At 66.1% G+C, this 13,413-nt stretch carries 3 protein-coding genes; 2 read left to right on the forward strand and 1 reads right to left on the reverse strand.

Annotation, left to right across the window (positions count from 1 at the left end; all coding sequences use genetic code 11):
* Positions 1–351 precede the first annotated feature (351 nt).
* Positions 352–9,576: a calcium-binding protein gene (locus AC07NB_RS01955; protein ID WP_494571546.1), complete on the forward strand. Its 9,225-nt coding sequence runs from the start codon at positions 352–354 to the stop codon at positions 9,574–9,576.
* Positions 9,577–9,678: 102 nt separating this feature from the next.
* On the opposite strand, the gene AC07NB_RS01960 is transcribed toward AC07NB_RS01955, so the two are convergent.
* Positions 9,679–11,376: a winged helix-turn-helix domain-containing tetratricopeptide repeat protein gene (locus AC07NB_RS01960; protein ID WP_494571547.1), complete on the reverse strand. Its 1,698-nt coding sequence runs from the start codon at positions 11,374–11,376 to the stop codon at positions 9,679–9,681.
* Positions 11,377–11,579: 203 nt separating this feature from the next.
* On the opposite strand from AC07NB_RS01960, the gene AC07NB_RS01965 reads away from it, so the two are divergent.
* Positions 11,580–13,394, forward strand: coding sequence for a ShlB/FhaC/HecB family hemolysin secretion/activation protein (locus AC07NB_RS01965; protein ID WP_494571548.1), 1,815 nt, complete (start codon positions 11,580–11,582; stop codon positions 13,392–13,394).
* Positions 13,395–13,413 lie beyond the last annotated feature (19 nt).

Raw genomic sequence — 13,413 nt, forward strand, 5'->3', positions numbered from 1 at the left:
AGATGAGGTGCCGTGTCGTACGATTACAGTGAACTTGCGGATCTTCCTCAAAACGTTCTTGATAAGATACAAGTAACAGGGTTTTCAGACCCAGCTGTAATCTGGAACGCCCTAAAAAGGTTGTACTGGGAATCGCCGTCAGCACAGTCTATTATGAACAGTTGGGTGGCGAATCGATCCCATCCGGTAAAAATCCAAAGCACATCCGGTGTCAATGGCACGCACGATCCGTCGATCAATATCGACGTGCGCGCTGTTCTTATAAATTTGTCTCAAATATCCGAGATGAATTTCATCGACAATAATGGGTCCGTATTCAATCCAACCGTAGAGGCCGTGGTGTGGCATGAGATGATGCATCTCATGTATGGCGACAAGAACGAGGATGATCAGTATAACGTTCAGTATACGGGCGCAATCAACTATTGGTGGGAAGATCCGCACCTGAGCTGGCTGGGCGATGAATCGTGGGTGGATAATTACGACCTTGTCGGTTACGTCGTGAGGCAAGAGATCAAGGTCTCGCAAGAACTCGGACTTGCGTATCGCCCGAATTACAGCGCCACGTTCGGAAGTGAAGATCCATTGGGAGTGGCCGGAAACAGCTTCACCAATGGGCAACGGATCGACGTCGTCATCAGGGCTCCCCTTAACTCAACCGCCGGGTTCTACGGAGATCTGGAAGGACGCTTCCTGCCCAGCGGAGCTCCCGAAAGGCAGCTCGTTTTTCTGGGGGGCGGGTCGGACACCATCCGCCTCGGCGCGGGGGAGGATGTCGCCTACGGCCTGGCGGGCAATGATCGGTTCTACGGGGGCGAAGGCGCCGATATTCTCGACGGCGGCGTGGGGCGGGACATCTCGTCATACGAAGGTTCTGAGGCGATCCGGATCTTCTTCGCGGAAGCGGGGTATGCCACCGGTCATGGGGGTCATGCGGAAGGCGACCGGCTTTACGACATTGAGACGATCATCGGTGGCGACGGACTCGACGTCGTCGAGCTGGAATTCGCTCTGAACTCACAGGTCACCTGGATCGAGTCCTATAGCGGCAGCACCGACAAACCCGCCTTCATGATCGGCGTCGGCGACTGGGAGGCGCCCCTGTCTCTGATCGACATAGAGACGCTTCAGCTATCCCAAGAGTATTCGGATACGCTGGTCCTTACGAATGTTCCAGGCTTCGGCTCAGACCTGAGGATATCGGCGGGCGAGAAGCAGGGTGTTGTCGATGTTCTTGACCTGACTCAACTCAGCGGAGGCGTAAAGTACACCCGAGGCCACGTCACTGATGGAAGCCCCTTCACCTTCGACGGGCGGCTGGTGTTCCGGGAGTTCGACCATCTCAAATTCGGCGACGGCGCCGATGAGGTCATCCAGGATGAAGGGCATACGACGATCCGGCTGGGGGGCGGTCGTGATGTCCTGACGGCGAACGCTAACGGAACCGTCGCTTACGGCGGCGGCGGGAGCGACGTCCTGAACGTCACCCTGGGCGGGGGACCCGACTCGGGTGTCGTGCACCTGTTCGGCAAGGACGGCGTCCTGCCGGGCGGTCCGACCCGGGATGGGGACAGGGATGTTTTCGTCGTCGGCGGCGGCCAATCCATCATCCATGACGCCGACCTGGACGATCAGCTCGCCTTCGGCGGCCTCGCCGGCGGGTTCCCGATCTTCGGCGGGGTTCAGCAGTGGTGGATGGAGGGCGACTGGGCCGCGTGGGCGCCGCTCACGCCCGTCCTCGGCGCCGCGCCGGTCATGACGGGCAACCTTCTGTTCGGTCTCGCCGCGATGTTCATCGACGGCGTTGCGATGAGCATGTTCCAGTTCGGGCTGACCACCACGAACCAATTGCTGATCAATGTCGCCGGGGGGCGCGCCGGTCAGATCGTCATCCAGAACTACAACCTCGACATCGAAACGGGTGAAGCCACCGGCAACGTCGTGGTCTTCCGCCAGACCTTCCAGGCCGCCGGCGCTTCGCTGGAACGCTTCGAGCAGTACATGAACCTGGCCCTGCGCGCCGGCTTCGGCGTGTGTGTGATCGGCACGGACCCCCTGATCCTCGACCTGGATGGGGATGGTCTGGAGCTGACGAGCGGACCCTCGACCTATTTCGACCTGAACGCCGACGGCTTCGCCGAAAAGAGCGCGTGGACGCGCGGGGGCGACGGCTTCCTGGTCCGGGACCTGAACGGCAACGGCCGGATCGACGATATCGGCGAGATGTTCGGGAATGCGGACACGTCGGGCTTCCAGATGCTCTCCGCGCTGGACAGCAATGCGGACGGCGCCGTCACCGCCGCCGATGCGGGCTTCGCCACCCTGCGGGTGTGGGTGGACGCGGACGGAGACGGCGTAACCGACGCCGGTGAGTTGAAGACGCTCAGCGAACTCGGCATCACCTCCATCGGGGTGAACGCCGGCGCCCCCACCGGCGCGGGCGCTTCGGTGCGCGGCAATACGGTGCGGGCGGACGCCACCTTCACCATCAACGGGCAGGAACGTCGCATCGCGGACGTCCTGCTGGGCTCCAGCCCGACCGACACCATCTGGCTAGGCGACCGGACGATCTCCGTCGCCGCCGCCGCCGAGGCCGAACTCAAGGGCTTCGGGACCGTGGTTGATCTGCGCATCCAGATGACCGACGACCCCGCGCTGCTGACGCTCGTGGACGATTTCTCCGAGCTGCCGACCAGCACCTCGTGGGCGGATCTGCGCGCCGGGGCGGAAGCGATCATCCTGCGCTGGGCCGGGGTCGACGGCGTGGCGCCCGGTGCGCTCGGACCCGACTTCGACCTGCGCAAGCTCGCCTTCCTCGAGAAATGGTTCGGGGTGGAGCTGACGCCGCGCAATGCGGGCGGCGCGCCTTCGGCGGCCAACGCCTCGGAACTGAGGGCGGCCTGGGACGCGGTCGTGGACGCCGCGACGGTGCGGCTCGCTGTCCAGGGACCGCTTGGGGCCATCTTCCAGGACGTCGGCTATTCGGTGGAAACAGACCGCCTGGAGGCGGAACTGCCGACGGCGCTCGCGGACGCGATACACCGTATCCTGGACGGTTTGCCCGCCGATCCCGCGGCCGCGGCCTCCGTCTGGTCGGGAACCTGGGCGCCGCTGCTGCAGGCGTTCGTGGAAGGCGGCGCGCGCCATGACGGCAACCTGCTGCGCGATGATTTCGTGGTCGCCAGCCTTGTCCGGGCGATGGCGGGTGTGACCCAGCCGTTGACGCTGGCGCAGCTCGTGGACGGTCTTGCGCTTGAGAACGTGCGCCTGGGCGCCGCCGGGGCGGACGCCCTGACCCGTTCCGGTTCAGGCAGTTTCGTCTTCGTGGGCGGCGCCGGCGACGACACCCTGACCGGCAGCGGGGGGCAGGGCGTCTATGTGTTCGGAACCGGCTTCGGGCGGGACACCATCATCGACCAGGATATGGGGGAACAAGGCGACCGGATTCGCTTCGCCCTGCTGAGCCGGGAGGATGTGACCTTCGCCCGCGTCGGGACCGACCTGGTCATCTCGGTGATCGGCACGAACGACACCGTCACCGTTCGCAATCACTTCAGCAGCGGCCTGATGGGCGTCGATTTCGGCGTGGAAGAGATTCAGTTCGCGGACGGCGTTTTGATGGATGTTCGCGCGATCGCCGAAGTGGTCGGTCGCGGGACGTCGGCGAGCGAGACCGTCAACGGCTCGGCCCAGGAGGACCAGTTGGAAGGTCTCGCGGGCGCCGATCTGATGCGGGGCGGAGACGGGGGGGACACCTACTACTTCTCGGCCGGACACGGTCACGACACCATCCACGACATCCAGAGCACGCCGGCGAACCAGACCGCCGACATGATCGTCGTGGAAAACGGTCTGTCGATGAATGACACGACCTTCTCGCGCGACGGCGCGAGCACGGACCTGCTGCTGACCTTCTCCACCGGGGACTCCATCCTGATCAAGGATCAGTTCTGGTACAGTTCGCTGGGCATTCGCGGCGGCATCGCGCCCGGCGGCGTCATCGGCGGCCTGCTCGACAATCCCTTCATCGGGGGCGGCAACCTCGCCCTGGACAGCCGTATCGAGGCCATCCTGTTCAAGGCGGGCGGGTCCCTGACCTGGCAGGCCATCCAGGCCCTGCTGATCCAGCAGGCGACGACGGCGGGTGCCGATACGGTCCATGGCTTCGGCACCGGAGACCGCTTCCTCGCCAGCGCCGGCGACGATGTCTTCCATGGGTATGACGGGGGAGACGTCTATGAATTCGGCCGCGGCTCGGGACGTGACACCATCTACGACCAAGCGATCTACCTGACCCTTCTGGGCACGGATTCGGTGATCTTCGGCGGGGGCGTGAGCCTGGCCGATCTTCAGTTCACCCGCGTCGAAGGCACCAAGGACCTGCTTATCAGCATCAACGGGACGCAGGACAGTCTGCTGATCAAGAACCAGTTCGACGGTCGGATGATGGACCTGTTCGGCTTCTTCGGCGTGCAGTGGTTCGACCGGGTCGAGAACTTCGTCTTCGCCGACGGAAGCCGGATCGACTGGGAGACCATCCTCGCGATCGTCACGACCGGAGGAGACGGCGACGACTGGCTGGCGGGCGACTTCTACGCCGACACCCTGAACGGGGGCGCCGGCAACGACTACATGAACGGGGGCGACGAGGGGGACACCTATCTGTTCGGGCGTGGCGACGGCCAGGACGTCATCGAGGATACGCCCGGATTCGTGATCGGCCCCGAACCTGACCAGCTGGTCTTCAAGGCGGGCGTCGCGGTCGGGGATGTGATCTTCTCGCGGGATCCCGCCAGTGACGATCTGATCGTTTCCATCGCCGGCACGACCGATCAAGTCCGCATCAAGAACCAGTTCGTGGTGACCGAGACCGGGGTGTTCGGCACGATCGCCATGAACCAGGTGGAGCAGTTCCGCTGGGCCGACGGCACCGTGAAGAGTTTCAGCACGATCGTCGCGGACCTGATCGCGGCCTCGAGCACGGCGGGCGACGACACGATCCGGGGCTGGCATTTCGACGACGTGATCGTGGGCGGGACCGGAAACGACCTCATGAAAGGGGGCAACGGATCCGACGTCTATGTCTTCAACCGGGGCGACGGCGCGGATGTGATCGTCGACTTCAACGACAATCTGTTCACGGGCAACGACGACCGGATCCAGTTCGGGGCGGGGATCGCGCCGAGCGACATCGTGCTCTCGCGGGTCGGCGACGACCTGATCCTGAGCATCACCGGTACGACCGACCGGATCACCGTGCAGAACCATTTCTTCTATTCAACGCTGAACCTGCGCAGCAACGAGATGGAGTCCGTCCGCTTCCACACCGGCGAGGTCTGGACGGCGAACGATCTGCGGCTTCGGTTGATCGCGGCCGCCTCGACCTCGGGCGACGATCTTGTCGCCGGATTCCAGACCGACGACACCATCAACGGCGGCCAGGGCGACGATGTCCTGCGCGGAGGGGACGGCAGCGACACCTATGTGTTCGGCCCGGGGTTCGGGTCGGACGTGATCGAGGAGCACGTCGACAACGTCGCCTACGAGGACGTGGATACCGTGGTCTTCGCGGCGGGCTACGATTCCGACAAGGCGGTCTTCACCCGCTCCGGCGACGATCTGGTGATCTCCTTCGACGGCCTGGCCGACCAGCTTACGGTCTCCGGTCAGTTCCACCACGCCGGCTGGTTCTCCGGCTGGCGGGACGTCGAGACCTTCACCTTCGGAGACGGCGTGGTGCTGACGGACGTGCAGATCCGTGAGCGGCTGCTGGTCGAGGCGAGGACCGCCGGCAATGACGTGATCGACGGATTCTACACCGCGGACATCCTGGATGGAGGCGGGGGCAACGACATCCTGCGCGGCGCCGGCGGTGGCGACACCTACAAGTTCGGCAAGGGCAGCGGGCAGGACGTCATCGAGGAGAGCTTCGACACCCTCTATGAGGACCATCCCGACACGGTGGAGTTCGGCGGCAATGTGCTGCGCTCCGAGGTGACCTTCACGCGAACGGGCGACGATCTGGTCATCACCATCGCCGGTGTCGCCGACACGTTGACGATCTCGGATCACTTCACACCCACGCGACAAGGGCGGGTGGAGTTCTTCCGCTTCGCGAGCGGCGTCACACTGTCGGCGGCGCAGGCCGAGGCGAACGCCGTGGCCGGCTCGTCCACGTCCGGGAACGACAACGTTCTGGGCACGGCGGCGAATGATCTGATCGACGGCGGCGCCGGTACGGACTTCCTGCAGGGCAACGCCGGCAACGATACCTACCGGTTCGGTCGGGGCTATGGACAGGACACCGTGCTTGAGACCACGGCGACCTGGGGCGACAGCGGCGACGTCCTGGCGTTCACGGCCGATGTGCGGCCGGAGGATCTGATCCTCAGCCGAAACGGCGATCACCTGGTCATCGGCCTTGTCGGATCATCGGACACCCTGACCGTTCAGTATCAGCTGCGCAGCGCCAACTCAGGCAGTCTGGCCGGAAACCAGAGGATCGAGAGGTTCGTCTTCGGCGACGGGAGCGAATGGACCGCCGCGGAAATGGACCTGCGGTTGCTGCAGGCGATGCAGACGGCCGGGAACGATACGATCATCGCCTTTGACACGGGGGACGTCCTGGACGGCGGCGCCGGCAATGACTGGCTGCAGGGCGGCCTCGGCAACGACACCTACCTTTTCGGACGGGGATCGGGGAGCGACACGATCAACGAAAGCGACGCCACCTGGGGCGATGCCGACGATGTGGTCCGCTTCGGGCCGGATATCGTGGCGGCTGATCTCCAGTTCTCGCGGCAGGGCGACAATCTGATTGTCAGGATCGCCGGGGCCACCGACCAGCTGACCCTGGTCGGCCAGCTTCGCTCGAGCAATTCGGCGGGCATCTACGGGACGGACCGGGTGGAGCGGTTCATCTTCGCCGACGGCAGCGCGCTCAGCGCGGCGGATGTGCAGGATCGGCTGCTCGCCGCCCAGCAGACCTCCGGCAATGACCAGATCTACGCCTTCGACACCGCCGACGTTCTGAACGGCGGCGCCGGCAATGACTTCATGAGGGGCGGCCTCGGCAACGATACCTATCGCTTCGGGCGTGGCGACGGCGTCGATGTGATTTCGGAGACGGACGCGACCTACGGCGACGCCGACGACATCCTGTCCTTCAAGGCGGGCGTCGACATGGACGACCTGTCCTGGACGCGTGACGGTCTGAATCTGATCATCAAGATCATCGGGACGTCCGATCAGATCACGGTCCGCAACCAGTTCTGGTCGCTGGATTCGGGCAGCGTGCTGGGCACCGGGCGCATCGAACGGTTCCAGTTCGCGGACGGCTCGGAGCTGTCGGCGCCGCAGGTCGACGCCCTGGTGCTGCTGTCCCAGCAGACCGCTGGAAACGATCTGATCCTGGGCTACGCGACCGAAGACCGGCTGGACGGCGGCGCGGGGAACGACACCCTGACCGGTGGCGACGGCGCGGACACCTATGTGTTCGGCCGGGGCTATGACCACGATACGATCCGGGAAACCGACCAGACCTACGGCGCGCCCAATGACGCGGTGCTCTTCGGGGCGCTCATCTCGCAAAGTGATCTGTCCTTCAGCCGCGTCGGCCGCGACCTGGTCATCCGGATCGTGGGCGCGAACGACAGCCTGACCATCCGCAACCAGTTCTGGTCCCAGGATTCGGGCGGCGTTCTGGGCTTCGGGCGGGTGGAGCGGTTCATCTTCGCGGACGGCACGGAGCTTTCGGCGGCCCAGATCGATCAGTTGACCCTTCTGGCGCACCAGACGCCGGGCGCGGACACGGTGATCGGCTATGCGACCGCGGATGTGATCGACACCGGCGCCGGAAATGACGTGCTCACCGGCGGCGCGGGGAACGACACCTACGTCTTTGGTCGCGGCTACGGCGTCGACACCATCATCGAAACGGAGGAGACCTACGGCGATCTCGCGGATCGTGTCGTCTTCCGCACCGGGATCGCGCCGGAGGACCTGATCCTGTCCCGCGTTGGACTGGACCTGGTGATCGATGTCGGCAGCGACCGGTTGGTGATCCGCTACCAGCTGATGGGGCAGAACTCATCCTCGGTTCAGGGCGCGACCCGGGTCGAGATCTTCGAGTTCGCCGGCGGGGTGGTCTGGACGGCCGCCCAGATGGACGCGGCTCTTCTCGCCCAGGCGGGGACAGCGGGGGCGGACGTCATCAACGGCTTCGCCTCGGACGATATCATCGCCGGCGCCGGGGGCAACGATGAACTTCGCGGGGAAGGCGGCGCCGACGCCCTGAGCGGGGGCGACGGAAACGACCTGATGTACGGCGGTGACGGGGACGATGAACTCCGGGGCGGCGCGGGCAACGACCAGATGTTCGGTGGAGCCGGCGAGGACGTCGCGATCTATGCCGGCGACAGCACGGACATCAGGTGGGTCAGGCAGGCGGACGGATCGATCCAGGCGATCAACGACGCCACCGGCGAGGTCGACGTGCTGCGCGACATGGAAGGCGCCTGGTTCGAAGGTGACGAACTGTATGTGGCGCTCAACCAGGCGGTTGCCGCCTACGGCACCAATGGCAACGACAGCTGGCTGCCGGGCACCGCAGGCGCAGACAACATCTTCGGCAGGGATGGAGACGATCAACTGATCGGACGCGGTGGCAACGACTATCTGGACGGCGGCGCCGGCTATGACCAGGCGAACTATGCGGGGGCGTCCGGCAGCTTCACCTTCCGCCGGGCGGCCGATGGGTCGATCAAGGTGAAAGACACCACGGGTCTGGAAGGGGAAGACACCCTGGTCGGGGTCGAGGCCCTGTGGTTCGACGGGAACCAGACGTGGCTCGAACTTGACTACCTGGTCGCCGGCTACGGGACCTCCGGCGATGACGGTTGGCTGGAGGGCACCGAAGGCGACGACGACGTCTATGCGCTGGCCGGGGACGATTCGATCGTCGGCCGTGGCGGGAACGACCGCCTCTTCGGAGGCGACGGTTACGACCAGGCCAACTACTTCGGATCCTCGACCGATTTCAGCTTTGTCCTGAACCTGGACGGCACCGTGACGGTGACGGACCTGGTCGGCGATGAAGGGGTCGATATCCTGGACGGGGTCGAAGCCCTCTGGTTCGCCGGCGACGAGACCTGGATGTCGGTCGAAGACGCTGTCGGCGGCGCGGCCGCGCGTCAGGCCCAGATCACGATCGGGCCGGATCAGGCGGTCTCGAAGGCGGCGCCGATGGCGGAGGTCAACCCCGAGGTTCGACCGGTTCTGGTCGAGACGAACGGGAAGGCGGGCGGGCCGCTGGTCCTGCCCGGCGTTTCAGACCTGCCGTCCCCGAAGGGCGCGGAAGGCCCGATCATCTGCTGGACGGATCCGAACGACCACTTCGTGCTCAAGCCCACGGATACCGGGCCGCTGGTTCGACCGACGGAACACCCCTTCGAATTCGATACGCGGGTCGTCTGGGACACCAGCCGCGGCTGGCAAACCCTGTTGACGATAGAAGAGGGCGCGGGCGCGAGTTCCACCGTGCTGTCGCCGCACGACATGGACGACTGGCTGCTCTGAGCCGGACGCGGCCCAGTGGCGGTCGAGCGGGCGTAGGGAGCGGGGGAGCGCATCTGATGTGCGCGCGCCCCCGCTGTCGACGACCGAGGGGCTCTTAACGGATCAGCGCTCCGGCAAACCCGACTGGACCATCACCTTGATGAGTCGCTCGGACGCCTGAACATAGGCCGGGCTGGCGTTGGCGTAGGGCGGGGCGATGTTGAGGGCGGTCGAGCCGGGCCGCAGCCTGAGCCCCTCGCGCATGGCGGCCTTGGCGTCGTCGATGCGGCCCGTCTGCTGATAGGCCACGGCCAGCAGCATGTGGGACCGTCCGGACGCCGGGGTGATGGCGATGGATCGATGGAGCCACGGCAGCGCGGCTTCGGGGCGGCCCAGCAGAAGATTGGCCCACCCGGCGCCGAGGAGCCAGGTCCAGCGCGATACCGGAGGGGTGTCGATCCGGTCGGCCTGCTGAAATGTCGCCAGCGCATCGTCGAAACGCCCGAGATGAACCTGACCGAGGCCGACGTGATACAGGGCGAGGCCGTCCCAGGGATCCAGGCTCAAGGTCCTGGAGCACTCCACCAGGCTCTCGACGAAACGGTTGGTCGCGCTGAGAAAGCGGCAGTAGGTCTCGGCGACCGCGATGGAGTTGGGCTTCACGCGCCGGGCGCGTTCAAGCGTCGCCTGGGTCTGGGCCTGGATGGCGGCGACCTCCTGGGGAGTGTACCAGGCCATCTGGACCCCACGGAGCTGAAGCCCGGCCAGGGCGACGGCCAGGTCGATATTGTCCGGCTCGGCGGCGAGTGCGTCCTGCAGCATCGCCTCGGCGACATGGAACCGCTCGCGAGAGGTTTGATTGATGGAGGCGCTGGCCTGATCGATCACGAACCGGGCGGCTCCGGCGGAGGAGTCCGCCGTGGAGTCCTGGGCGCCGCCGCTCTCCATCAGATCGTTCAGACGTTGCGCCAACAGATGTCCGGCCCCCGCCGCCAGCCGGGATTGCTGAAGTTCGAGATCCTCTTTGCTTCCGTCGGCCGAGGCGCCGGCCACGGCCAGGACCTCGCCCGTGGCCGTGCGGATCATGCGCGCCTGCAGGGTCCATGATCGCCCCTCGCGCCGCAGCTCGCCCCGGATGACGAAATCCGTGTTCTCCCGGGGCAGCGACGCGGCCTGTTCCGGTTGCGCGATGACGACGCGGACCGTGTCGATCCGGGCGAGACCGTCGATCAGACGGGCGGTTACGGCCTCCGCCATCTCCGCCCCTTCCGGATCGGCGCTCGCATCGACGATCGGGATCACCACGATCGCCGGCGGCCGGCGGCCGAAGACGGTGTCGAGGCCGAACACGGACGCGCCGATACCCAGGCCGACGACCACGCACAGCCCGATCACCACCAGGGCGATCATGCGTCCGCGTCCGCCGTGGCGGGGAGCGACCGGCTCGTCCGTTCGGGGCGTTGCGGGGGCGATGTCGGCCGTGACCGGGGCGGCGTCCTGCGGGCGGACGGTGGTCGGGGTGTCCGTCACATCGACGTTCAGGATGTAGCCGTGCCCGGGGACCAGCTTGAGCATTTCGCGCCGGTGGTCGCCGAGAGCGACGCGGACTTCGCGCACGCACTGGAACAGGCCGTCCTCGCCCACGTGGACGTTCGGCCATAGCGTGTCGATCACCTCCTGCTTGCCGACGACCCGTCCGTTGTTTTCCAGCAGCAACAGCAGGAGGGAGAAGGTTTTCGGGCGAAGCTTGATGGACTCGCCATCAGGCCCGCGGAGTTCGGCCCTGCGCTGATCCAGTTCGAAACCGGCGAAACGATACACCGTGCGCCCCCCAATGCCGACCGGACGATTGTCAGGCGTCATCCGTGGCGGCCAGCTCGCTCAGATATCAGAAAAATATCAGAACGCCAGCATCGCGCCGTCAGGACGCCGGTCAAGCTTAATGGGATGGAATGACAACGGCAAAGGGGATGCCGCCGAGGGGCGAACTGCGCCTTGGGGCATGGGGGAGAGCTTCAACGACAATGGCGACTTATCTTCCGGATTCCGCGCCGGCCCGCATGCGGCGGCGCGACGCCTTGCTCCGTTCGATCGCGCCTGGCGCGGCGGCTCTCGCCTTCGCCCCCCGGGGGAGGGGCGTGGGCAAGGCCTGGCGGGGATGGGCGGCCGGCGTCGGCGGGGCGGTCGCGCTCGTGGCGTTCGCCGGATCCGCGTCCGCGCAGGACGCCCTGCCGGACCGCCAGGCGCTCAATCCCTCGCAACTGGCGCCGCTCGCGGCCGCGCCGCAGGGCGAGCTGTTCGCCGGCGTCGAGGCGGGGCCCTGTCCCTTCAGAGACAGCGATCTGAAGTTCTCCCTGCAGAGCGTGGAGGTCCGCTCTTCCGGCCAGGACCGCCTGGCGCTGTCCGAGGCGGAGTTGTCGACGGCGTGGGCAAATCACCTGGGTCAGGAGATTTCCGTCTCCAGAATCTGTGAAATCCGGGACCGTCTGGCGGCGCTCTATCTGAGACGGGGGATCCTGGCCGCCGTGACGATCCCGGAGCAGCGGATCAACACCGGGCGGCTGGTCCTCGAGGTCGTGGAGGCCCGCGTCACATCCGTCACCTACAGCGGGGACGCCGGCCCGGCCCAGGCGCAGGTGGCCCGCTATCTGGATCAGTTGAAGGGCATGGCACCGTTCGACCTGAACCTGGCGCAACGCTATCTGCTGCTCGCCTCCGACATCCCGGGCGTCCAGATCCGCACCACCATGCGACCCGCCGGCGAACGCGGGGCGGTGGCGCTCGACATCGCCGTTTCGCACGATCCGATCGACGCCTCGCTGCGGGCGCACAATTTCGGATCGCGAACGGTGGGGCGCGAGCTGGGTCTCGCCCGGCTCGACCTCAACAGCCTGACGCCGCTGGGCGAGCGGACGTCCCTGATCGCCTATGTGTCGGGCGATCTGGAGGAACAGCGGGTCATTCAGCTGGTCGAACAGGTCCGGCTGGGCGGCAGCGGGCTGACCGTCGAGGTTTCGGGGTCGTGGGCATGGACCAAGCCGGGCGAGGAGCTGACGCCGCTCGAGCTGGAAGGCGAGAGCTTCTCCGGGGTGGCGAAGCTGGCCTGGCCGATCGTGCGCCATCGCCGCCGGAACCTGAACCTGTCGACCGGGCTCGAAATCCTGGACCAGAAAGTCGAGTTCGGCGGCGGACTGGCGACCCTGACGGAGGATCACCTGCGGGTGTTCTTCGCACGGCTGGACGGTCACTGGGCGCCGGGCGCGCTGGCGGATCACTCGGCGGCCATGACGGGCTATCTCGAGGTGCGGCACGGGACGACGGCGCTGGGCGCCAGCGATTACGGAGACATCGAGGCGTCGCGTTACCTCGGCGTGCCGGACGCCCTGGTCTATCGCGGGGAGCTGCAGGTCGGCGCGCGCCTCACGGGGCCGATCGTCGGCACATTGACGCTGTCATGGCAGCACACGGACGACCCGCTGTTGTCCTACGAGGAATTCTCGGTCGGAAACCTGACCGTCGGCCGCGGCTATGATCCGTCGGCCGCGTCGGGCGACCGGGCCTTCGCGACGTCGGTGGAATTCACCACCACGCCGCTCGCGTCGCCCTGGGGCATGGCCTGGCGACCCTACGCCTTCTTCGAGACGGCCGAGCTGACGAACCTGGCGCCCGACGCCGGCAGGCTTGAACTGTCCTCGGGCGGACTGGGCGTGCGGGTCCAGCTGACGCCGAGGATGGATATCGACGTGGGCTGGGCGCGTCCGTTCGACAGCCTTTACGGCCCGGGCGGCGATCGCCCGGCCTCGCGCCTGCTGATCTCGCTCTCGACCACACTGTTCTGAACTTCAGGCGCCACGCGCC

This window comes from Brevundimonas sp. GW821-FHT09G01, assembly GCF_059416065.1.